This window comes from Leeuwenhoekiella sp. A16 (assembly GCF_047946675.1).
Taxonomy (GTDB): domain Bacteria; phylum Bacteroidota; class Bacteroidia; order Flavobacteriales; family Flavobacteriaceae; genus Leeuwenhoekiella.
Window position 1 is genome coordinate 1034318 of sequence record NZ_CP172313.1, and the last position, 21984, is coordinate 1056301.

The 21984-nt window shown below is 38.2% G+C and carries 19 protein-coding genes; 6 read left to right on the plus strand and 13 right to left on the minus strand.

The window, feature by feature from the left end; all coding sequences use genetic code 11:
• Positions 1 to 126: 126 nt before the first annotated feature.
• Both ACH3O9_RS04410 and alaS read right to left on the minus strand, forming a co-directional pair.
• On the minus strand, positions 127 to 1074 hold the full coding sequence (locus tag ACH3O9_RS04410) for a GSCFA domain-containing protein (protein ID WP_416444777.1): 948 nt from the start codon (positions 1072 to 1074) through the stop codon (positions 127 to 129).
• 176 nt (positions 1075 to 1250) lie between these two features.
• Complete coding sequence (gene alaS, locus ACH3O9_RS04415; RefSeq protein WP_416444779.1) at positions 1251 to 3863, minus strand: alanine--tRNA ligase; 2613 nt, start codon at positions 3861 to 3863, stop codon at positions 1251 to 1253.
• A 130-nt stretch (positions 3864 to 3993) separates the two neighbouring features.
• Between alaS and ACH3O9_RS04420 the strand changes: the two genes are divergently transcribed.
• The 5 genes from ACH3O9_RS04420 to ACH3O9_RS04440 are packed head-to-tail and all read left to right on the plus strand — an operon-like array spanning position 3994 to position 7182.
• On the plus strand, positions 3994 to 4971 hold the full coding sequence (locus ACH3O9_RS04420) for a M23 family metallopeptidase (protein WP_416444781.1): 978 nt from the start codon (positions 3994 to 3996) through the stop codon (positions 4969 to 4971).
• Positions 4971 to 5300 carry a MerR family transcriptional regulator gene (locus tag ACH3O9_RS04425; RefSeq protein ID WP_416444783.1) on the plus strand — a complete coding sequence of 110 codons (330 nt, stop codon included), beginning with the start codon at positions 4971 to 4973 and terminating at the stop codon, positions 5298 to 5300. The genes ACH3O9_RS04420 and ACH3O9_RS04425 overlap by 1 nt, the downstream gene beginning before the upstream one ends.
• Before the next feature lie 15 nt (positions 5301 to 5315).
• Positions 5316 to 5927, plus strand: a complete 612-nt coding sequence (locus ACH3O9_RS04430) for a LemA family protein (RefSeq protein WP_416444785.1) — start codon at positions 5316 to 5318, stop codon at positions 5925 to 5927.
• Positions 5927 to 6367 carry a TPM domain-containing protein gene (locus tag ACH3O9_RS04435; protein ID WP_416444787.1) on the plus strand — a complete coding sequence of 147 codons (441 nt, stop codon included), beginning with the start codon at positions 5927 to 5929 and terminating at the stop codon, positions 6365 to 6367. Before ACH3O9_RS04430 ends, ACH3O9_RS04435 begins: the two co-directional genes overlap by 1 nt.
• The gene (locus tag ACH3O9_RS04440) at positions 6361 to 7182 is read left to right on the plus strand and encodes a TPM domain-containing protein (RefSeq protein ID WP_416446623.1); all 822 of its coding nucleotides are present in this window, start codon (positions 6361 to 6363) and stop codon (positions 7180 to 7182) included. Before ACH3O9_RS04435 ends, ACH3O9_RS04440 begins: the two co-directional genes overlap by 7 nt.
• Before the next feature lie 81 nt (positions 7183 to 7263).
• On the opposite strand, the gene ACH3O9_RS04445 is transcribed toward ACH3O9_RS04440, so the two are convergent.
• The 8 genes from ACH3O9_RS04445 to ACH3O9_RS04480 all read right to left on the minus strand — a co-directional run bounded on the left by ACH3O9_RS04445 (position 7264) and on the right by ACH3O9_RS04480 (position 16484).
• Complete coding sequence (locus ACH3O9_RS04445) at positions 7264 to 7632, minus strand: hypothetical protein (protein WP_416444789.1); 369 nt, start codon at positions 7630 to 7632, stop codon at positions 7264 to 7266.
• Positions 7633 to 7642: 10 nt separating this feature from the next.
• Positions 7643 to 8125: a GAF domain-containing protein gene (locus tag ACH3O9_RS04450; protein ID WP_416444791.1), complete on the minus strand. Its 483-nt coding sequence runs from the start codon at positions 8123 to 8125 to the stop codon at positions 7643 to 7645.
• Positions 8126 to 8405: 280 nt separating this feature from the next.
• On the minus strand, positions 8406 to 11183 hold the full coding sequence (locus ACH3O9_RS04455) for an outer membrane beta-barrel protein (protein WP_416444793.1): 2778 nt from the start codon (positions 11181 to 11183) through the stop codon (positions 8406 to 8408).
• Between the two features lie 93 nt (positions 11184 to 11276).
• Entirely contained in the window at positions 11277 to 12581 is a 1305-nt protein-coding gene (gene der / locus ACH3O9_RS04460; protein ID WP_416444795.1) for a ribosome biogenesis GTPase Der, read from the minus strand.
• 161 nt (positions 12582 to 12742) lie between these two features.
• Positions 12743 to 14371 (minus strand): ArnT family glycosyltransferase, encoded by a 1629-nt coding sequence (locus ACH3O9_RS04465; protein ID WP_416444797.1) that lies wholly within the window; start codon positions 14369 to 14371, stop codon positions 12743 to 12745.
• Complete coding sequence (locus tag ACH3O9_RS04470) at positions 14368 to 14997, minus strand: lipid-A-disaccharide synthase N-terminal domain-containing protein (protein ID WP_416444799.1); 630 nt, start codon at positions 14995 to 14997, stop codon at positions 14368 to 14370. The genes ACH3O9_RS04465 and ACH3O9_RS04470 overlap by 4 nt, the downstream gene beginning before the upstream one ends.
• On the minus strand, positions 14990 to 15709 hold the full coding sequence (locus tag ACH3O9_RS04475) for a glycosyltransferase (protein ID WP_416444801.1): 720 nt from the start codon (positions 15707 to 15709) through the stop codon (positions 14990 to 14992). The genes ACH3O9_RS04470 and ACH3O9_RS04475 overlap by 8 nt, the downstream gene beginning before the upstream one ends.
• Positions 15710 to 15845: 136 nt before the next feature.
• Complete coding sequence (locus ACH3O9_RS04480; RefSeq protein ID WP_416444803.1) at positions 15846 to 16484, minus strand: hypothetical protein; 639 nt, start codon at positions 16482 to 16484, stop codon at positions 15846 to 15848.
• A 299-nt stretch (positions 16485 to 16783) separates the two neighbouring features.
• Here ACH3O9_RS04480 and ACH3O9_RS04485 point away from each other — a divergent pair, with 299 nt between their 5' ends.
• Positions 16784 to 18400, plus strand: a complete 1617-nt coding sequence (locus tag ACH3O9_RS04485) for a beta-N-acetylhexosaminidase (protein ID WP_416444805.1) — start codon at positions 16784 to 16786, stop codon at positions 18398 to 18400.
• A gap of 106 nt (positions 18401 to 18506) precedes the next feature.
• Here ACH3O9_RS04485 and ACH3O9_RS04490 read toward each other — a convergent pair whose 3' ends face one another.
• The 3 genes from ACH3O9_RS04490 to ACH3O9_RS04500 are packed head-to-tail and all read right to left on the minus strand — an operon-like array spanning position 18507 to position 21802.
• Positions 18507 to 19484, minus strand: a complete 978-nt coding sequence (locus tag ACH3O9_RS04490; RefSeq protein WP_416446625.1) for a deoxyhypusine synthase family protein — start codon at positions 19482 to 19484, stop codon at positions 18507 to 18509.
• Positions 19471 to 20415, minus strand: coding sequence for an agmatinase (gene speB / locus ACH3O9_RS04495; RefSeq protein WP_416444807.1), 945 nt, complete (start codon positions 20413 to 20415; stop codon positions 19471 to 19473). Before speB ends, ACH3O9_RS04490 begins: the two co-directional genes overlap by 14 nt.
• Positions 20402 to 21802: an arginine decarboxylase gene (locus tag ACH3O9_RS04500; protein ID WP_416444809.1), complete on the minus strand. Its 1401-nt coding sequence runs from the start codon at positions 21800 to 21802 to the stop codon at positions 20402 to 20404. Before ACH3O9_RS04500 ends, speB begins: the two co-directional genes overlap by 14 nt.
• Positions 21803 to 21984 lie beyond the last annotated feature (182 nt).

Consider the following 21984-nt stretch of genomic DNA (forward strand, 5'->3'; position numbering starts at 1 on the left):
CAAACCTAATTGACTGGCTGAAAAACCCGGAATTAAATATTTATTAAATGTAACAAATACGTTTAAATAAATAATACTTTACTATGATACTCTTTGATAATGATTAAACAGGTAAAGTTTTTGAGGCTAAAATCTTATGTGCTTTATTTTTTCGTGAAGTTGTTGCATTTTAATTTCAAGCTTGGCCAGAAATTTCTGATGCGCTTCAGAATTGGGATTGAAGGGGCGATGAGCTGAACCACGCTGAATTTCTTCTACTTCTGTCATTACAGATTGCGCTTCCGCGGAAATATGTGACGTCGCAAAAAGATTCCAGATATAATCTACAGCAAGCTGATTAGGATGCAGCATGTCACGATCGTAAAAACGGTAATCACGTAATTCATCCATCATGATCTCGTATGAGGGAAAGTAAGAAGTGCTATTTGTTTGTGCTAAAAATCGGTGTAAAGCGGTCAATAAATGGGCTTTACTCAGCTGATTTTCAACAAATCCATCTTTTATATGACGCACGGGAGAAACAGTGAAAATCACCGAAATATCGGGATTAATCGACCTAAAATCGGTTAAAATCTGGTGTAAATTGGCTTGAATTTCTTCAACCGAAGCCAGTTCTTTAGAAAACTGTTTCTGCGGAATTTTATGACAATTGGCTACCCAATTTCCGCTTTCGCGAAATTTATAACCCCAGGAAGTTCCCAGAGTGACAATGGCATGCGTAGTTATTTTTAGAAATTCGCGGGAGTCTGAAATTGCGGTGTTCAGGTTATTTAAAACTTCTTTTTTCGCGGAAGCGCTTAACGCAGAATGCGCATCCAGTGAAAGCCAACGCTCATTGTGATTAATTAAATCTGCTTCAGTAAATATTTTTTCAGCGACTACATAATTGAGAAATTTTGCAATTGCCGCCGGATGAAACAAAATCCCAAACGGATTTATAAGCTGCTGAAATTTATAATAATCCAGCTTCGCACCTATGTTTTCTACGAAACAAGAACCAACGAGCAAAATACGTGAATTATAATCTATAGGAACTTGAGACGGCTCAATAGGTATGCGTGTCTGAAGTTCCATGTTTTAAATATTCGCTATTTGAATTAATAATATTCCGTTCATCCTCGTCATGCTGAACTTGTTTCAGCATCAAATCAAACTAAGAAAATGAAGTTTGCAATTATACATGCAACCCTGAAATAAATTTAGGGTGACGATTAAATTTAGCTGATTACAACATTTAAATTTAAAAAATTCTAACTTAGATAAGCTTTTGCTTTTGAAAGCGCTTCTGCGATACCTTCTGGATTTTTACCGCCGGCTGTTGCAAAAAATGGCTGGCCGCCGCCGCCGCCCTGAATGTATTTTCCGAGTTCGCGTACGATTTTCCCGGCATTAAGATCTTTCGCCTGAGCGGTTTCTTTAGAAATATAGCAACTTAACAAAGCTTTTCCGCCCTCTCGGGAAGCCAACAATAAAAACAGATTATCAACCTCTCCTCCTATCTGGAAAGCCAGATCTTTCATTCCACCGGCATCAAGATCGATCTCACGCGCAAGAAATTTAACGCCGTTAACTTCTTTTATTTCGGTTATGAGTTCACTTTTAAGATTTTTAGATTTTTCCTGTAAAAGTGTTTCCAGTTGCTTTTTAAGCGCATTGTTCTCTTCCTGGAGATTTTCGATTGCTTTTACCGGTTCCTGAGCATTATTAAGCAGGTTTTTGATTGCATGTATTTGATCGTCCTGCTCTTCAAAATAATCCATCACAGCATCGCCGGTTATGGCTTCAATACGACGAATTCCGGAAGCAACCGCTCCTTCTGATCGTATTTTAAAATACCAGATCTCGCTGGTATTTTTTACATGCGTACCACCACATAATTCCATTGATTTACCAAAACGGATTGTGCGCACAGCGTCTCCATATTTCTCACCAAAAAGTGCAATTGCACCCTCGCCTATCGCCTGCTCATACGGAATACCGCGTTGTTCTTCCAGATCTAATTGTTCCTGAATACGAGCATTTACAAAGTTTTCTACTTCCTGCAATTCATCCTGTGACACTTTCGCAAAATGTGAAAAATCAAAACGTAAATAACCGCTGTGCACCATAGAACCTTTTTGCTCTACATGATTACCCAAAATCTTACGTAATGCCTGGTGTAACAAGTGAGTTGCAGAATGATTAGCAGCACTTCGAGCACGCTGTTTTTCATCTACGACTGCAGTAAACGTATCTTCAGGATTAGCCGGAAGATTTTTTGTCAGGTGAATTATTAGGCTATTTTCCTTTTTAGTATCGATGATGTAAATCACATCACCATTTGGCATTTCCAGATATCCTTTGTCACCGGTTTGACCGCCACCTTCAGGATAGAAGGGAGTAAGATTAAAAACCAACTGATACAAATCTCCGTCTTTTTTACTGGTCACTTTGCGGTAACGCGTAATCTGCACCGGAGTTGTCAAGGTGTCATAACCTACAAATTCTTCTTCAGCATCTGCATTGAGAATTGTCCAATCGCCTGCTTCTACTTTAGTAGCAGCGCGTGATCTTTCTTTTTGTTTTTGCAATTCTGTCTGGAAACCCTTTTCGTCTAGTGTATATCCTTTTTCACTTAAAATTAAAGCGGTAAGATCTATAGGGAACCCGTACGTATCATATAATTCAAAAGCCTTATTGCCTTCTACATGTTTGTTTTTCGCCTCAGCGATAATATTATCAAGCAAAATTAAACCCTGATCTAACGTGCGCAGGAAGCTCATCTCCTCTTCCTTAATCACATTGTAAATCAGATTTTGCTGTTTTTTAAGTTCAGGGAAAGCTTTACCCATTTCCTCGCTAAGCACATTAACGAGCTTGTAGATAAAAGGATCTTTGGTATTCAGAAAAGTAAAACCGTATCGTATAGCACGACGCAAAATTCTGCGTATCACATAACCGGCACCCGTGTTGCTGGGTAATTGACCATCTGCAATAGAAAATGCAACTGCACGAACGTGATCTGCAATTACACGTATGGCAATATCCTTTTCTGTACTAATGCCATATTTTGAACTGGTAATGGTTTCTATCTCACGAATGAGCGGAGTGAAAACATCAGTATCATAATTTGAAGTTGTTCCTTGAAGCACCATACAAAGGCGCTCAAAACCCATTCCCGTATCAACATGCTTCTGTGGCAAAGGTTCTAATGAGCCATCTGCTTTTCTGTTGTATTGTACAAAAACCAGATTCCAGATTTCAACAACCTGCGGGTGGTCTGCATTTACTAATGCTGCTCCCGGAATTTTTGCTTTTTCTTCTGCAGAGCGCAGATCGACATGAATTTCAGAACAAGGTCCGCATGGTCCCTGATCGCCCATTTCCCAGAAATTGTCTTTCTTGTTTCCGTTAAGGATTCTGTCTTCAGAAATAAATTGTTTCCAGAAATCAAAAGCTTCAGAATCTCTGTCCAGATTTTCGCTGGAGTCACCTTCAAAAACAGTCACGTAAAGTTTGTCTTTACCTACACCGTAAACTTCGGTAAGTAATTCCCAAGCCCATTTAATGGCTTCTTCTTTAAAGTAATCACCAAAACTCCAGTTGCCAAGCATCTCAAACATGGTGTGGTGATATGTATCTTTGCCTACCTCTTCAAGATCATTGTGCTTACCACTTACGCGCAGACATTTCTGCGTATCTGTCACCCGCTGGTTCTTTGGAATGCTGTTACCCAGAAAAAATTCCTTAAATTGGTTCATTCCCGCATTGGTAAACATCAACGTGGGATCGTTCTTAATCACCATGGGTGCAGAGGGAACGATTGTGTGGGATTTGCTTTTAAAAAATTCGAGAAATTTATCGCGTATTTCCTGAGACTTCATGCGTAGATTTTGGTATGGATTTTGCCTAAAATGTTAAAGTGGCAAACTATTTTTTATATTTGTTCGTTTTCCCATTTTAATTGCGGCTTAGGGCCGAAAACGATAACGCAAAAATAGCATATTTTAACTTATGTCTAAGGTTAAATATTATTACGATAGCGATACCCTTTCTTATCAAAAGATAGAGAAACGCAAAGGGCGGAAGATGGGTATTGTATTGGTTTCAATTCTGGGGTCTTTCCTGGCAGGTTTTATTCTTCTGCTTATCTATCTCAACATTCCCAATCTTGAAACTCCGCGGGAAAAGGCTTTGCAACGCGAATTGCAAAATATGACCCTGCAATACGATGTGCTCAATAAAAAAATGGATCAGATAGAAACTGTTCTTTCTGAAGTTGAAGAACGCGACAACAGCATTTACAGACTCTATTTTGAAGCAAACCCAATTCCTGAAGAACAGCGCAAGGCTGGTTTTGGTGGTATAAATCGCTATAAGGATCTTGAGGGTTATGATAATTCTAAAATGATCATCGAGACTAATCGTCGTCTTGATATTCTTACCAAGCAGCTTGTTGTACAAAGTAAATCTCTTGATGAGATCGCCGTACTGGCAGAAGAAAAAGAAAAATTACTTGCTGCAATACCGGCCATTCAGCCTGTGGCAAATAAAGATCTAACACGCATTGCTTCCGGTTATGGTTTGCGCAGTGACCCGTTTACTAAAGAGCGAAAAATGCACTGGGGGATGGATTTTACTGCTCCGCGTGGAACCCCCGTTTACGCCACCGGTGATGGTAAAGTTATACGAGCAGACAACCAGTCAACAGGTTACGGCAACCACATACGCATAGATCATGGGTATGGCTATGTGAGTCTTTATGCGCATCTTTACAAATACAACGTGCGCCCCGGCCAGAAGGTAGAACGAGGCGATCTTATAGGTTTTGTAGGTAGTACAGGACGGTCTGAAGGACCTCATGTGCACTACGAGATCTTTAAAGATGATGAGCGTATAAACCCAATCAATTTTTATTACGGAAACCTTTCTCCTGCAGAGTTTGATATTATTCTCAAAAAAGCTCAGATGGAAAATCAATCTCTGGATTAATGCACGTAGATCTTCCTGAAAAATTATATTACAGCATAGGCGAAGTTGCCAGAGCTTTTGATGTAAACACGTCTCTTATTAGATTTTGGGAAAAAGAATTTGATGCCTTAAAGCCAAAGAAAAACGCTAAAGGAAACCGAAAATTCACTCCTGAGGATATTAAAAATCTGGAGCTTATTTTTCACCTCGTTAAAGAGCGGGGTTTCACGCTTGAAGGCGCAAAAACACATTTAAAGGAAAATAAACGTAACACTTTAGATAAATTTCAACTAATACGTAAACTGGAAACTATAAAAGCCCAGCTTAATGATTTAAAAGATCAACTTTAATTACAACTAACGACAATGAAAAAATTTATAATCCCCATTATTATAATCGTTGCCCTGATATTTATAATAGGCAGCTGGTTTGCCGGTTTAAACAATACCATGGTTACGCTTGACGAAAAAGCCACTGCACAGTGGGGTAACGTAGAAAGCGCGTACCAAAGACGATCTGACCTTATTCCTAATATTGTGAATACGGCAAAAGGATATGCAGAATTTGAACAGGAAACTTTGACTCAGGTTATTGAAGCTCGCGCGCAAGCAACTTCTGTAAATGTAGATCCTCAAAATATCACGCCGGAACAATTGGCACAATTTCAACAGGCACAAAGCGGAGTTTCTTCGGCTTTATCCCGATTATTGGTCACTGTGGAGCGTTATCCCGAACTTCAGGCAAATGAGAACTTCAAAGAGTTGATCAATGAGCTTGAGCGTACAGAAAACCGCATCAACGTAGAGCGTAACCGCTTTAATGGTGAAGTACAGGAATACAATACATACATCAAGAAATTCCCAAACAATATGGTGGCCGGTTTCTTAGATTTTGATGAAAAAGGATATTTCAAAGCAGACGAGGGAGCACAAAATGCACCTGATGTAAACTTTGATTTTGGAAACAAAGAAGGATAATGGGCGCAGTTGTAGAGGATTTTTTAACCGCTGATGAAGAAAAAGAGATCGTAGAGGCCATCCGCCAGGCTGAGCTAAGAACTTCTGGTGAAATACGTGTGCATCTGGAACGCAGCAGTAAAATAGATCCTTTTAAACGTGCTACCCAGCTTTTTCACGAACTCAAAATGGATAACACTAAGGCCGAAAACGGGGTGTTATTCTATGTAGCCGTTGATGATAAAAAACTTGCGATTTGCGGTGATCGTGGTATTAATGCCGTGGTTCCACCTAATTTCTGGGAATCTACTCGAGATCTTATCATCTCACATTTTAAAAACCGAAACTTTAAACAGGGACTCGTAGAAGGTATTCATTCTGCAGGTGAGCAACTGCACAAGTTCTTCCCATGGGATGAAGATGACCGCAACGAACTCTCTGATGAAATCTCTGTATCTTGATCAAAAACCTCCCTTTTAAGGCCAAATATCTCCTTTTTACAGCTCTTTTCTTTTGCCTTGCGGCGAAAGGGTGGGCACAATATGATATTCCTGAAAAACCCAGCCTCCAAACCAGTGTCTATGACTATGCTAATTTATTAGACCCTTCTCAAAAAGCAGCGCTTGAAAACAAGTTAGTACGCTACAGCGACACAACCTCAACGCAGATTGTAGTCGTTGTAATAGAATCTACTCAGGGTGAAGATATAAGTTTTCTGGGATCAAAATGGGGCCAAAAATGGGGAATAGGGCAGGAAAAAGAAGATAATGGTATTCTCATCATGCTCGCAACAAAAGACAGGCGTGTAGATATAAATACCGGTTACGGCATCGAGACAATTATTACAGACCGCGATGCAGAGCAAGTTATAAACCGCATAATGATCCCAGAATTTAAGCAAGGGAATTTTTATGGCGGACTTAATCAAGGCGCTGATGCTATTTTCCAGATGCTGCAGGGAGAATACAAAGGTGAACGACAGAATAATACCGGGCCATCTATTAAGAACTTTTTGCCCTTTATTATATTCTTTATCATTCTCATTATCATACTTAGCCGTAACAGGAACAATGGCGGTCGCGGTGGTGGCGGTCGCAGAAATGCAAGCAGTACTTTGCTAGATGCTATTATTTTAAGCAGTCTGGGACGTGGCAGCTTTGGAGGAGGTTCTTCAGGAGGTGGCTTTGGCGGCGGCGGATTCGGTGGCGGCGGCGGCTTTGGTGGTGGTTTCGGTGGCGGCGGCTTTGGCGGCGGCGGAGCTTCAGGTGGCTGGTAGCTTTCGCGAAAGTTAAAACTGCTTTCGATTTAGATTACGCCTGTCAAAAATGATTTAACTGGAAAAGTAATATTGACCTATTTATTTTGTTGAAGAAGCCATAAGCTTTTTAAGCGCCATTATCGCAGTGCGGGCAAATACACCTATTACTAATACAGATAATATTGTTTTAAACACAGCAGAAACACCATAGCCGGGATTAGCAATAATCACATAAACACCTAAAGCTATGAAGCTTAAAGAAATTATTAATTGCAGAAAAAAGATGAATTTAGATTTCATCTTGTAGAGGACCATATGTTTTCTATTGAGCGAACCCGTAATTGCCAGAATTATACCGATGGTACTTACAATACCAGAAAGAAAACTCCCAAAATCATTTTTAACTGAATAGGCTATAGATATACCTCCTATAAAGAGCAGGATTCCTAATATTCTATTTTTTATCATGATTGCTATTTTAAGAACTCTGTATAAGCTTACTGCTCATAGCTTGTCCTATTTTATTGAGTTCGGTGATTTCTTCTTCTGTAAAATCATAAGGAACAGGTTTAGCTATACCAAAAACTCCGTAGAGCTTTCCTTCTAACATCATGGGCACTGCGATCGAGCCTTCCACTTTTGTTTCTTTTGCTGCGGGACGCGCTACACCAGAATCGTCAGTTTGTAAATTACACATTTCTACAGGCTCGCGACGTTCTGCAGCAATACCGGCCATCCCCTTGCCTATGGGAATCGTGCTCAATTTAGGAATTAAGAAATCGGGAATTCCTTTATGAGCCTGAACTTGTAAAAGATTTGTTTCTTTATTTAAAAAATGTAGCGTACCGGTACTGCAATCAAATGCAGTAATAATTTCTTCCAGAAGAGATTGCCAGTTTACTTCAGCTTGGTCTAGTAGGGAATAAACAGGCTTTAATTGTGAAGTTGGGGCTTTATTCATGATTTATTTTTTTAGTAGATAGTATTAAAAGTAATCTATAGAATTAGTCGCCCATATTAATCCAGACATATAATCCTTCATTCCTTTCCATCAAAAGTGTTTATCTATTATGTAAGTTATTGTACTGAATTCACAATATAACCCACTTACAAACCTAACAGCATTTATCGGCAAAATAACAATTATTTACGATTAAATGCAAAAAATTATTAACCTCTTGACTTGCACAGAGGGGAAACTTAAGGTAGGGCTATGATTAATTATTTAAAATTCTGCCTTCCTAATCAAACCAATTATTCTCTCGCACTTCGCCCTTTTTACCAAGTGTATTAAACTTATAACTAAAGTTAAGCATAAAGTATTGTTGTAGCACGGTGCTTTGTACATCCTGTATGTAATCCTGTGTTGCGGTACGGCGCGCGTTTGTATTTTGATTTAAGAGATCATAAACCTTAAATGTTATCAAACCTTTGTCTTGCATAACAGAATAAGCGATCGAACTATTCCAGAAAACAGAGCTTTTTTGAAATGCACCCGCCAGACTAGGGTTATAGTAATAGCGTATGTCATTATTCCACTCCAGTTCTTTAGGCCAGAATGTTGTGGTTCTTAAACGCACCTCGTGACGCAGAAATTCTCTGTTATCAAAAAGATCGAGATTATAACTATTACGTGTAATTTCTACAGTATATTCTGGCCTTATATCAAATAGTTTCTTCCACGTAAAACGCAGTCCAAGACCCGGGCTATAGGCTATCGTTTTACTGGCATATTGCACATCATTATTAAAATTCACATCACGATTTGCATTTACATTCATTGAGAATTCATACTTCAATGTGCGTAAAGTATCAATCTCAATATTCTTGCTAAATGAAGCTCTTGAATAAATGTTATAATTGCCATTTACATTTGCATAAGTAGTAGTGCGCACAAAATTCTCATCAACTGTAGTACGAGAAATCACCCTGTCATTAGTGATATTTGCATTGAAATAAGAATTAAAACCTGTTCTTGATTGAAAATCATAGTTATTAACTCCCATATAAATTGAGTGCCTATTCTCCGGACTTAAATCAGGATTACCCTGAATTGTATTTAACGGGTCTGAAACATCAACATAGGGCGAAAGCTGGCGCACACCGGGGGCATCATTATTAAGATTGTAACCAGACCACATACTCCACTTTTGATTGAATTTATGCCGTAAATTAGCCCGTAGCTCGATCGCGTCAAAATCACTGTCAAAATTGATATCACGTAGGGCATCATCACTTTTTAAAGTACGCATAACATAACCCACATCAAAACTTGCATTGGTATTTTCACTTCTATAGTTCATCCCAATTTCTGGCCTCGAGCTGCGATTATTATTAGTAAAATCAGTGCTTTGTGTTAGATTAAAATTTGTATAATCAAGACTGTTCTCATCAAAATCATAAGTGCTTTGTCTGTCTTTTCTGCGCTCATTATTTAAGCTATACTGTAGATTAACAAACAACTTTTTCGCTACTAGCGGAATTCTCCATTCTCCCCGAATATCATAACTGGTTATCGCCTGTTTACCATCTGTAAACTGATCGCGCTCTATTATTTGAGGATCATCTCCATAGATCTGCGTGGTAGAATTTAAATAAGAATCTGTATTATTATCATTAATCTCACCATTCAACCTAAGCCTTACAAAGGCGCCATTTGCTCCGTACTTTCGTGTAAGCGACAGGTCATTTTCAAAATTTCTACCGCTACGTAAGCTATTGCTGGCGGTGGCAGATTTATTGCTTATCTCGCCGTCTGCATTGCGCGTTTCTTCTGTTCTTTCGCTTCTAAAATCACCTTCATTATAATTAAATTGAGGCCTGTACTCTATAAAAAAAGTAGAATCTATTTTTTTCTCAACCCTGCCATTCACAGCATGACTGTCATTATTATTTACTCTTGTAGAACTTGAATTAGAAAAATAGCGATTATCAGGAAGTATATTTTCACGACTACTCAATTCTTCCTCAAAAGAGTTTGACCCTGAATAAAAGTAATCTGCACTTGCTTCTGTATTTTCACTCCAGTTATCTGCATAATTAAAGCCGGCGTTACGCGAATTTGTAATACCCGAGTTTCCGCCAAAACTTCTACCGTTTATATTAAAAGAACCATTGTCACTTACACTTATGTAACGGGCATTACCAAACATTTTTTCAATTTCGCCAAAGCTGAAACCCGGTGAATTAATATTGTTACCGCTACCCAGTGCACTTATGCGCAGATCGTTATCAAAATAGTTTACCAGACCTGCATATTCAAACCGCTCGTCTGTACCGGCACCCGCAGCTACACGACCAAAGATCCCCTTGTTCTTCTCTTCATCTATTGTAATATTGATCGATTTGTTCTGGTCATCACCGGCTTCACCCGTGAAAGCTTCAGATTTTGTTTTAGTATCAGTTACCTGAATTTTATCAATAATATCTTTAGTCAGATTGCGGGTCGCGATTGTAGGATCATCTCCAAAAAACGGTTTCCCGTTTACCAGAATTTGATTTACAGGTTTCCCATTTACCGTTATGTTCCCTTGCTCATCAACCTCAACACCAGGTAATTCACGCAGAAGATCTTCTACAGTAGCATCTTTTTTAGTTTGAAAAGAAGAAACATTAAACTCAAGCGTATCTTTTTTAATAGACACAGGTGCGCTGCGCCCTTTTACTATAACATCTCCCAAAGTCTCTACCTGAAAATCAAGTGCTATGTTAGGTACTGTAATGTCTTTATTAGTAGAAATATCTATAATCTGCTCATAAGGTTGATAACCCACAAAGCTCACGTACAAGTTCACTTTATCTTGAGAAGTACGCCCCTTTAAAACAAAATCGCCGCTGCTATCGGTGATTGTGTAGGTTATTAAAGTGCTGTCTTTAAGAGTTTCTGCAAAAACAGTTGCAGCCTCCAGCGGTGTTTGCGTATTGCCGTCTACTAATTTTCCTGAGATGGTAAACTGCTGCGCATTTGCAAAAAAGGAGATTAGCCCGATGAACAGGAATAGGAGGTGGTTAAATTTCATAGTGGTTATTCGATTGACAAAAGCGAATAACCGAAATTTTTACCAACTAAAAAAATAGTTTATATCGAAATGATAAAATTTAACAAGTAAAAGCTATTTCTTTCTAAAATAGACAGAAATGGGAACTCCTTTAAAATCAAACTCTTCTCTCAATTTATTTTCGAGAAATCGCTTATAGGGATCTTTTACATACTGAGGCAGGTTACAGAAGAAAGCAAATTGCGGATGCGGCGTTGGTAACTGCATGCAATACTTAATCTTTACATATTTCCCCTTATATGCCGGTGGTGGGTAATTTTGAATTATAGGAAGAAAAAGATCGTTGAGTTCGCTGGTTTTTACCCTTCTGCTGCGATTTTCAAAAACCTGAACTGCAGTCTCTATCGCTTTAAAAACACGTTGCTTGGTCAATACCGAAATAAATACAATGGGCACATCTGTAAAAGGAGCGAGTTGCTCTTTAATATGCTTCTCATATTCTTTCATGGTCTTGTTTTCTTTCTCTACAAGATCCCATTTGTTTATAAGAACTACAATCCCTTTACGGTTGCGCTCTGCCAGCCAGAAAATATTCTGTACCTGCCCGTCAAAACCACGGGTTGCATCAACCACAAGTAGACAAACATCGCAGTGCTCAATCGCACGTACAGATCGCATAACTGAGTAAAATTCCAGATCTTCTTTTACCTTAGTTTTACGACGAATACCTGCCGTATCAACAAGATTAAATTCAAAACCAAAACGGTTATATTTTGTATCAATCGAGTCACGTGTAGTACCCGCGATATCTGTAACGATATAACGATCTTCACCAATCAGCGAATTTATAAAAGATGACTTCCCGGCATTGGGACGACCCACAACAGCAAAACGCGGAAGCTCAGTTTCTTCTTTATATTCCTTTTCAGGAAGAGCTTCTACAACAGCATCAAGAAGGTCACCGGTACCGCTACCGCTTGTGCTTGCAATCGTGAAATAATCACCTAAACCAAGGCTGTAAAACTCAACAGCGTTTTCTTCACGCTTTCCGTTATCTACTTTATTCACAACGAGAAAAACCGGTTTATTAATCCTGCGTAACAGTTTTGCCACATCTTCATCCATCCCTGTTACACCAGCCTCAACATCTACCATAAAAATAATGGCATCTGCTTCATCAATAGCAAGTTCTACCTGCTTATCAATTTCGGCTTCAAATATATCATCACTTCCCACCACATAGCCACCAGTATCTATCACTGTAAATTCTCTACCGTTCCAGTCTGTCTTACCGTAATGACGATCTCGTGTTACACCACTAACCGCGTCTACAATTGCCTCACGACGTTGAATTAGACGGTTAAAAAAAGTGGATTTACCCACATTAGGTCTCCCTACAATAGCTACTATACTGCTCATGATTATATATTTACGCTCTTTTAAGAGCGCTGCAAAATTACGATATTATTTTATTGAATGTAAAGTTTAAAGAAAGACTATAAAAAAGTATATTTCATAACAAAATAGCCGATTTTGATATGAATTTAGCCGATTTTTTAGCCTAAATGCACCACTATTTGTTATCTCTTAACAAAAAACAAATATGCTATGCGCCGTGACTTGTAATTGCGGTCTTTTTTTGAGGTAATATTACCGTCTATTTTGTATTGAAAATCGACCTGAAATGCCTTAAAATCGGATTTAAAAGCATCGATTTTATCTTCGTCTACCCATACGGCAAATTGACTTTCTACAGGAATCTGCAAACCTTCATCAGAGCGTATTAGGGGCAAACGTTGACCAAGATCCCAGATCAATTCTGGTGAACCGTTATCATACAAATATTGCGGTGTATTGCTTTTTTTAAGTTGCTCAACCTTTGGCGCAAGCAGCGCATAATCTTTATTAGTATATGACGCTTTTACCAGAGGAAAACCAAATACTACCACTGCACAGACAAAAGCAATGGTGAGGTAAAATACAGATGCTATAGTTTTTCGCTTTAAGCGAAATAGAATAGCAACACCTATTATAACTGTCGACAAACTCAGCAGCACAAACCAAAACCAAAGTCCGTTTAAAGAATCTCCCAGCACAACAAAACCGGCTACAGGAACCAGAATAGCAATCACAGTTATTAAACCGAAATTAAAATATACAGGCCAGATTTCCTTTTTGTCTTTAAGAACTGCAAAACTCCTAATTAAGTAATCGATATAAAAACTGGTGTTTAGTGCCAGCGGAATTAAAACCGGCAATAAATAACGCGATTTCTTCTCAGGAATAAGAGATAAAAGTACGACCGCTGCCAGCGTCCAGAGCAAAGTAAATTGATACGCTTTTAAGTTCTCAACTCTGCTTTTTAAATAAGGATAAAGCAACCCAATGAAAGCCGGGATCGTCCAGATACCGCTTTGGGTAAAAAAGCTCCAGTAATAATAAAAAGAACGCACATTTCGGTTTGCCCAGGCTGTCGCTTCTTTGTCTGCAATCGCTGTCGCAGAATTTGTATCCAGCGTATAAATGGCTATCGCCCACCACGAACTCAAAATCGCGATAACCACAATCATAACAACAAGCGGAAGAACTTTTGGCTTAAAGCCTTTAAATCTGTAAATGAATCCGTAAGCGATCAAAAAAGGAAGCAATAAAGCGAAATGGCTTACCGGGCCTTTGCTCATAAATGAAAGACCAATGAATACTCCACTTAAAACAGCATTTCTATAAATAGATTTTTCTTCAGCAAAAAACCGATAAAGAAAATAGATTCCACACACCATAAAGCTATGCGCAAAAATATCCCAGGTTCCGTTACGTCCTGAAAAGAGAATGTAAAAGGAGGTGGCAAGAATAAGTGCGCTATTAAAAGCCTGATTTTTATTAAAAAGAAAACGTCCAGCCAATTTGTATAAACCCACTGTCATCACCGTCGTAATAATTGCTGAAGGCAGCCGCAAAGCCCAGATCTTTTCTAAACCAAAAATCGCTCCTGAGATCGCCGTAAGCCACGTGGGTAAAGGTGGTTTTTCATAGCGCGCCTCGCCATTCATTGTTGTGAAGATCCAGTTATTATAATGCAGCATCTCACGAGCTGTATTAAAATTACGGGCTTCCATTATGTTTTCATAAAGTACCCCTAAATGCGGAAAAAACAGGCATAAGCACACTAAAATGAGCAGCGGAAGGTGATATTTTGTGGGAATGCTCATGGTTTTTCTATAGCAAAGGAAAGTTTCATATTCCTAAAATAGATAAAAACGCCCATAAGATGACCTACAAATAGCACAGGATCTCTGCGCAGAACTGCATAAGTAAGAATTAGTAAACCGCCAATTAAACTAAGCAGCCAAAAACCCAATGGCAGGGATGATTTTTTATGTTTTTCAGAATAGATCCACTGGTAAATAAATCGCAGCGTAAAAATAACCTGAGCAATACTTCCTAAAATTAAAAGCCATAACGGTATGCTTTCATTATTGAATAATTTATCTATATCATAAAGGTTATTATTATAACCATAAATCACGATGAGTACGGGAAAAATAATAAGTAACCAGCGTATATAAACGGGTGCTTTTGCCCATTGCCCCTGCAATTGTAAATTGCGTATATAGATAAAGTATGTGAGCGTCTGCCCCAGCATTATTGCAAAATCTTCGCGTAAATAACCGTAAACAAAAAGTAAAAATGAAGCAGCCAGACTCAGCCACCAGAAGGTTGAAGGTGTAAGAACTTTATTGTGTTTTTCAGAAAGAATCCATTGCAGAATTAGGCGGCCGGAGAACATGAGCTGCGCAAAAAAACCTACAATGTATATCCACCAGCTACTATCCATTAGAATGTTTGGCCACGGAATAATTAATGTATTTTTTCTTCATCCACAGGTAAGCAAAACAATCCATTAACGGGCCTGCAAGTCTATTCCAAACTCCGAAGTTGGCTTCACCCGCAATACGCGGAAAATGCTTTACCGGCACCTGAATTATCTTACCATGCTGCAAAAGTATCATTGCGGGCAAAAAGCGATGTAACCCTCTAAACATCGGGATACGCTTAGCATAGTCGGTTTTTATGATTTTTAATGGGCAGCCGGTATCGTCCATCCCATCGTTTGTAAAAGCACGGCGTATATTATTTGCAATGGTACTCGACATATTTTTCACAAAATCGTCTTTACGCTCTGCACGTACACCGGTAACCAGATCGTAGTCGCCTATATGTTGTAGTAGGAGATTAAAATCTTCTGGAGTGGTTTGCAGGTCGCTGTCTATATAACCTACAAGTTCAGTTTCGGTATAATCAAAGCCGGCTTTTATTGCAGCGCTCAATCCATAATTTTGATCGAAAGAAATAAAATCGAAATCAGGGTTAGTAAGGCAGATTTTCTCAATAATCTGCTGACTTTCATCTTTAGAACCATCATTCACAAAAAGAACTTTCGCTTTTACTGAAGCTATTTTAAAATAATCAAGAAACGCGGCCTCTACGCGAGGAAGATTTTCAGCTTCATTAAAAACAGGAACGACGATTGTCAGGCGGTATGGCATGTGGTTGTTTAAAACTGCGAAAATACGGAATACTTCTAATTCAATTCTAAAGATTGGCTTAATATGTAAAAACCGCTTTAAAGGTGGGAAGAAAAAAGCCTTTAAAAAATCGGCTTATTATGGGTGAAAATCGGTATTAATCAATTAAAAACTCGTTTATCAGAGAGAGAAAAATATCCTCTTCTGTTTTGAATTTTTCTTTTAGTGAGTTCCAGGTTTTATCGCCAAATACAAACTCGTTACCGCTAGAGTCAACATATTTCCATTTGCTATGGAAATCTTTTTGCAAGGTCGCAGTTTTATTATTCTCACTATAGTCAATCCCACCCTGAAAATTTCTTTTCATAGATTTCTCAATACCATTACTTTTTTCTGAATATGTTTGATTGCCAAAAATATCTTTTCCATATTCAACTTTGCCGTTTCTGTTATCTTGAATTACAACTTTATCAAGAATATCTACAGCATACGTTTGCTCGTATTTTTCATCATGTCTGTAATCATGAATTAAATTTCTAAAAAGATTTATTTTCTCTTCAGAATTTTCGAATATTCCCTGATATTCCAAATTCAGATACTTATTCTCAAGTGTTATTTTATTGTCTCTGCTATCTGAAAATATCAAATCATCAAAAATATTTTGCTTTAAAGAGGCTGTATACTGTTTATCTCTTGATTCAAATTTAAGATCGTCGAAAATATCAGTTTCAATCTTTTGAGAAAATCCCTGAATGTTAGATATTAAAAGAAAAAGGCTAAGTATATGTGTTCTCATGAAAGTTTTATTAAGATTGATTTGAATAAAAACAAAAAGCCTGTGGTGCCTTTCAATGCATCTCTATTTTTATGCCAAAAATTTTAAACTGCTTGACAAAATTAAAGTCATCATTAAATCGTCATAAAATAAAGTAAACTTCTTTGGTGATATTCTGAAACCTGCCTAAAGGAGGCAAAAATCAGGGTTAATGAGCTGAAAATTAGATTGTTTTTAAAGTTAGATTTCCGTGAATTTTGCGCTGCTAAATTGATTTACTATTTTCAAAAGAATATTCTTATTTTAGTGAAAACTAATAAATGAACCACAATCGATTTGCAATTGTAATACTGGCCTGCATTCAGCTCGCCTTATTTTCGTGCCAACAAGAAAAAGAACCTCGCGTACTTAACCTCCCAAAAACCAATCTATCACAAGCAGACCTCATCCCAAAACCGACAACAATGCAGGCTACAAACACTGCTTTTCCCTTAGATAAATTCACGGTTATTACAACTTTAAATGATTCTACCGGTTTTGCAGACGTAGGCACATTTTTGGCAAATAGCATAAAAGATATTGCCAGACTCGATCTACCAGTCAATAAGGATGCCTCAGATAAGGAAAGTGTTATCTATATTAAAAAATCAGACAGCCTTGCCCGGGGAAATAAAAAAGAGGCCTACCAACTAAATATAGGCGCCGATTCTATTATTCTCAGCGCGGCCAGTGCAGCGGGAGCTTTTAGAGGTGTACAAACCTTGCGCCAACTTATACCGCTGAAATCAAATGATACTATTACCGAAAATCCAGTTTGGCCTATCCCCACAGGCACGATTGATGATGCTCCACTTTTTGTCTATCGCGGTGCAATGCTTGATGTGGCACGGCACTTTTTTACTGTTGAAGAAGTGAAAAAATACATTGATTTACTGGCTTATTATAAATACAACACACTGCACCTCCATCTTACCGATGATCAGGGCTGGCGCATCGAGATCAAATCCTGGCCTAAACTTACCGAAATAGGCGGGAAAACAGAAGTGGGCGATGAACCCGGCGGTTTTTACACCCAGCAGGACTATAAAGATATAGTTTCTTATGCTGCAAAAAACTACATGACCATCGTGCCAGAGGTTGATATGCCGGGACATACCAATGCCGCTTCTGTAGCATATCCCTTTTTAAACGGTAATGGCAAGACGCCGGAGATTTATAAAGGCACGCATGTGGGCTTTAGTACTTTTGATACCCGAAAGGATTCGGTTTATACTTTTATAGATGATGTGGTGCGGGAAATCTCGGCGATCACGCCCGGACCTTATTTTCATATTGGCGGCGATGAAAGCCACGCTACTAAAAAGCCTGATTACATTTACTTTGTGAATAAGGTGGAAAAAATCGTACAGAAGTATGACAAAAAAATGATAGGTTGGGACGAAGTTGCCACCGCAGATGTAGATTCTACTTCAATTGCTCAGTTCTGGGCAAGTGCCGATAATGCGAGGAAGGCAGTGGAAAAAGACATGAAAATCATTATGTCACCTGCAAAAAAAGCTTATCTGGATATGAAGTATGACCTCCAGTCTGAATATGGTCTCAACTGGGCAGGTTATGTACCTGTTGACACAGCTTATACTTGGAAACCGGAAAATTATGAGAACATTCCTTTAAAAAATATTTTGGGTATAGAAGCACCATTATGGTCTGAGACCATAAGCAACAGCAGCGAACTAGAATACCTGGCCTTTCCCAGGGCAATAGGCTTTGCAGAACTGAACTGGTCAAAACCTGAAAATAGAGACTGGAAAAACTATAAAGTACGACTAGGAAATCAAGCACCTTTTTTAGAAAAAATGAACGTAAATTATTATCCCTCGCCGCTGATAGACTGGAAAACCGAAGAGGAGCAAATTGAAAAAATAAATAAAGATTAAGTTTGTACCGGTCCTATCATTTTGACATAAAAAAGACCTTACGTTTGAACAAACTGTAAGGTCTTTATTTTTATAAAACTATTCCCACTAAGGAGATTAGGTACTTTTACATATCAAGCAGATATGCAAAAATTAATGGCGCCACGATTGTAGCGTCACTTTCTATTATAAATTTTGGTGTATCAATATCAAGTTTTCCCCAGGTGATCTTTTCGTTAGGAACCGCTCCTGAATACGAGCCGTAACTGGTAGTAGAATCAGAGATCTGGCAGAAATAATTCCAGAAAGGTGTATCTGTGCGCTCAAGATCCTGATACAGCATAGGCACTACACATATTGGAAAATCTCCTGCAATACCTCCTCCTATCTGGAAGAAACCAATCCCATTATCAGAATTAGCAGTGTACCAATCGGCTAAAAATGCCATATACTCAATACCAGATTTCATGGTGCTGGCTTTCAGTTCGCCCTTTACTACATAAGAAGCAAAAATGTTCCCCATTGTACTGTCTTCCCAACCGGGAACAACAATAGGCAGGTTTTTTTCCGCAGCAGCGTACATCCAGGAATCTTTAAGATCAATCTCATAATATTCTTCAAGAACTCCGCTTAGCAGCATTTTATACATAAACTCATGTGGAAAATAGCGCTCGCCGGCATCTTCAGCATCTTTCCAGATTTTGTAGATGTGTTGTTGTAATCTTCTAAAAGCTTCTTCTTCAGGAATACAAGTATCTGTAACGCGATTTAGACCTTTCTCAAGTAATTCCCACTCCTCCTGCGGAGTAAGATCACGATAATTAGGCACACGCTTATAATGTGAATGCGCAACAAGATTCATTATATCTTCTTCCAGGTTTGCACCTGTACAAGAGATAATATGCACTTTATCCTGGCGTATAATCTCTGCGAAAATCTTACCAAGCTCTGCGGTGCTCATCGCACCGGCAAGAGAAACCAACATTTTAGACCCTTCTTCAAGCTTTTTCTCATAAGCTTTTGCGGCATCTACTACGCTGGCAGCATTAAAGTGTAAATAGTATTTTTCTATAAAATCGGATATAGCTCCTTTAGTCTTCGTCATCATTGTCAAATTTACCCATGTTACCTTTATTATTAGTTTTAGTAACATACGTGTTATCGTAATCGTCTTCTATTTCCTGCCCCTGAAATTTATAGCTCAACATTTTGTAGTAAAGCTTAGCAGCAAGAAAGTCTGAAGATTTATCATGCTCTTTTGGGCAAAGTTCTGCAATATCAAAACCTACCACATTCTTCTCTTCAAAAACGCGCTTTAAGAAATCAAGCGTCTCATACCAGAAAAGTCCGCCTGGCTCAGGTGTTCCTGTAGAGGGCATAATTGACGGATCAAGAACATCAAGATCAAAGGTGATAAAAACATCATCTGTACATTGATCTATAACATTATCTACCCAATACTCATCATTTGCCATCTCATGAGCGAAATAAGTTTTCTCTTCATCCATTATGGTTTTCTCAAGCGCATCCATACTGCGTATACCTACCTGAATAAGATTTGTAGTCTGGCTGGCTTCATAAGCTGCACAAGCATGGTTGTATTTACTCCCATCATACTCCTTACGCAAATCTGCATGTGCATCAATATGTAACACAGTAAGATTATCGTACAACTCATTAAAGGCTCGTATTGTACCTATTGATATTGAATGCTCACCTCCTACTATAGTTACAAACTTGTTGCGTTTGATATAGTCTTTAGTAACCTTGTGAACCTCATTTACAACAGCTTCTGGCGAACTATTCTCTGTAATTGCAGGAGCGATATAAATACCTTGTTGATACACTTCTGTATCTGTTTCTATATCATAAAGTTCCATATTTTCAGTTGCATGCAAAAGAGCTTCTGGTCCTTTATCTGCACCTTTTTGCCAGGTACTTGTACCATCGTAAGGCACCGGAATTAGGACAATCTTCGCATTGTCCAGTTTGGCATATTCATCTGCTATGCCTCCATAATTTTTAGTTGTACTCATAACCCAAGATTTTAAGCAAATCTTCTGCTTTCTGTTGTTCGTTAAATATTTGCGTTGTTATATTTCCTTCTTCATCTCTATCAATGAGAATGTGTTTAGGCTGTGGGATAAGGCAATGTTGTAAACCGCCATAACCGCCTATGCTTTCCTGATAAGCCCCTGTATTGAAAAAACCAATATACAAAGGTTTATCCTTTTTAAACCGGGGTAAATAAATCGCATTACTGTGCTGCTCACTGTTATAATAATCATCACTATCACAAGTTAAACCTCCTAACAATACACGCTCATACTCTTCTTCCCAACGGTTAAGCGGCAATAGAATAAAACGCTTGCTAATCGCCCATGTATCTGGTAAAGTAGTAATAAATGATGAATTTATCATATTCCACTTCTCACGGTCATTTTGTTGTTTTTGATAAAGCACTTCATAAACTGCACCACCACTTTCACCTACAGTAAAACTACCAAATTCTGTAAACAAATGAGGTACAGGCACATTTGCTTCAGCACATGTTATTTTAATTTGATTTATTATCTCATCTACCATATAAGCGTAGTCAAAATCAAAAGCCAGAGAGTTTTTAATTGGAAAACCACCACCTATATTCAAACTGTCAAGTGACGGGCAGATTTTTTTAAGGCGCGTATATACTTTAAGACATTTATTAAGCTCATTCCAGTAGTAAGCGTTATCACGAATACCTGTATTTATAAAGAAATGTAGCATTTTAAGTTCTACATTGTCGTTATTCTTGATCTGGTCTTCGTAAAAAGGAACAATATTTTTATAACCAATACCTAAACGTGAAGTATAAAATTCAAATTTTGGCTCTTCTTCTGAAGCAATACGAATCCCAACTTTAAAGTCTCCGTTGATCTTATTTGCGAGAAGATCTATCTCCTCGTAATTATCAATTATGGGTACACAGTTTTGATGTCCCGTATTGATAAGGTCTGAGATATTATCTATGTATTGATCGCGCTTAAAGCCGTTACAAATAACATATGTACTATCTGTTATCTTTCCCGTTTCTTTTAGCTTTTTTACAATATTGATATCAAAAGCAGATGATGTCTCAATATGAATATCGTTCTTCAAAGCCTCATCTAAAACATGCTTAAAGTGCGAACTCTTTGTACAATAGCAATAATTATAACCGCCCTTGTAATCATGTTTCTCTATTGCATCTGCAAACCACTTCTTTGCCCTGTTGATATTCTGTGAAATCTTTGGCAAATAACTAAACTTAAGCGGAGCACCGTATTTTTCTACGAGGCCCATTAAATCAATGTCGTGAAATTGTAAATGATTGTTTTCCAGCTTAAAATCCTCCTGAGGAAAATAGAAGGTTTGATCGATAAGATCTATGTACTTTGTGTTCATTAAGTTATTTAAAAGAGAAAATTAAAAAAAGTATTCGAGAATTAGCGTTTGCTTTTCTTAAGGTATTGTGAAGATTGGCCAGGGCACAAGAGAAAACCTGCCAAATAATACCGGTGCTATACAAATTTTGCCTTCTTACGTGGTATTTAAGGCAAGCAGAAATATCTATCAACTGCAGTATA

What these genes read in the sequence shown, in the direction of transcription:
- ACH3O9_RS04450 (WP_416444791.1), bottom strand. Translation starts at nt 8,125, where the DNA reads ATGAATAAAGCCCCAACTTCACAATTAAAGCCTGTTTATTCCCTACTA.
- ACH3O9_RS04425 (WP_416444783.1), top strand. Translation starts at nt 4,971, where the DNA reads ATGCACGTAGATCTTCCTGAAAAATTATATTACAGCATAGGCGAAGTT.
- ACH3O9_RS04500 (WP_416444809.1), bottom strand. Translation starts at nt 21,802, where the DNA reads ATGAACACAAAGTACATAGATCTTATCGATCAAACCTTCTATTTTCCT.
- der (WP_416444795.1), bottom strand. Translation starts at nt 12,581, where the DNA reads ATGAGCAGTATAGTAGCTATTGTAGGGAGACCTAATGTGGGTAAATCC.
- alaS (WP_416444779.1), bottom strand. Translation starts at nt 3,863, where the DNA reads ATGAAGTCTCAGGAAATACGCGATAAATTTCTCGAATTTTTTAAAAGC.
- ACH3O9_RS04470 (WP_416444799.1), bottom strand. Translation starts at nt 14,997, where the DNA reads ATGGATAGTAGCTGGTGGATATACATTGTAGGTTTTTTTGCGCAGCTC.
- speB (WP_416444807.1), bottom strand. Translation starts at nt 20,415, where the DNA reads ATGAGTACAACTAAAAATTATGGAGGCATAGCAGATGAATATGCCAAA.
- ACH3O9_RS04420 (WP_416444781.1), top strand. Translation starts at nt 3,994, where the DNA reads ATGTCTAAGGTTAAATATTATTACGATAGCGATACCCTTTCTTATCAA.
- ACH3O9_RS04455 (WP_416444793.1), bottom strand. Translation starts at nt 11,183, where the DNA reads ATGAAATTTAACCACCTCCTATTCCTGTTCATCGGGCTAATCTCCTTT.
- ACH3O9_RS04465 (WP_416444797.1), bottom strand. Translation starts at nt 14,371, where the DNA reads ATGAGCATTCCCACAAAATATCACCTTCCGCTGCTCATTTTAGTGTGC.
- ACH3O9_RS04445 (WP_416444789.1), bottom strand. Translation starts at nt 7,632, where the DNA reads ATGATAAAAAATAGAATATTAGGAATCCTGCTCTTTATAGGAGGTATA.
- ACH3O9_RS04475 (WP_416444801.1), bottom strand. Translation starts at nt 15,709, where the DNA reads ATGCCATACCGCCTGACAATCGTCGTTCCTGTTTTTAATGAAGCTGAA.
- ACH3O9_RS04410 (WP_416444777.1), bottom strand. Translation starts at nt 1,074, where the DNA reads ATGGAACTTCAGACACGCATACCTATTGAGCCGTCTCAAGTTCCTATA.
- ACH3O9_RS04430 (WP_416444785.1), top strand. Translation starts at nt 5,316, where the DNA reads ATGAAAAAATTTATAATCCCCATTATTATAATCGTTGCCCTGATATTT.
- ACH3O9_RS04490 (WP_416446625.1), bottom strand. Translation starts at nt 19,484, where the DNA reads ATGACGAAGACTAAAGGAGCTATATCCGATTTTATAGAAAAATACTAT.
- ACH3O9_RS04485 (WP_416444805.1), top strand. Translation starts at nt 16,784, where the DNA reads ATGAACCACAATCGATTTGCAATTGTAATACTGGCCTGCATTCAGCTC.
- ACH3O9_RS04435 (WP_416444787.1), top strand. Translation starts at nt 5,927, where the DNA reads ATGGGCGCAGTTGTAGAGGATTTTTTAACCGCTGATGAAGAAAAAGAG.
- ACH3O9_RS04480 (WP_416444803.1), bottom strand. Translation starts at nt 16,484, where the DNA reads ATGAGAACACATATACTTAGCCTTTTTCTTTTAATATCTAACATTCAG.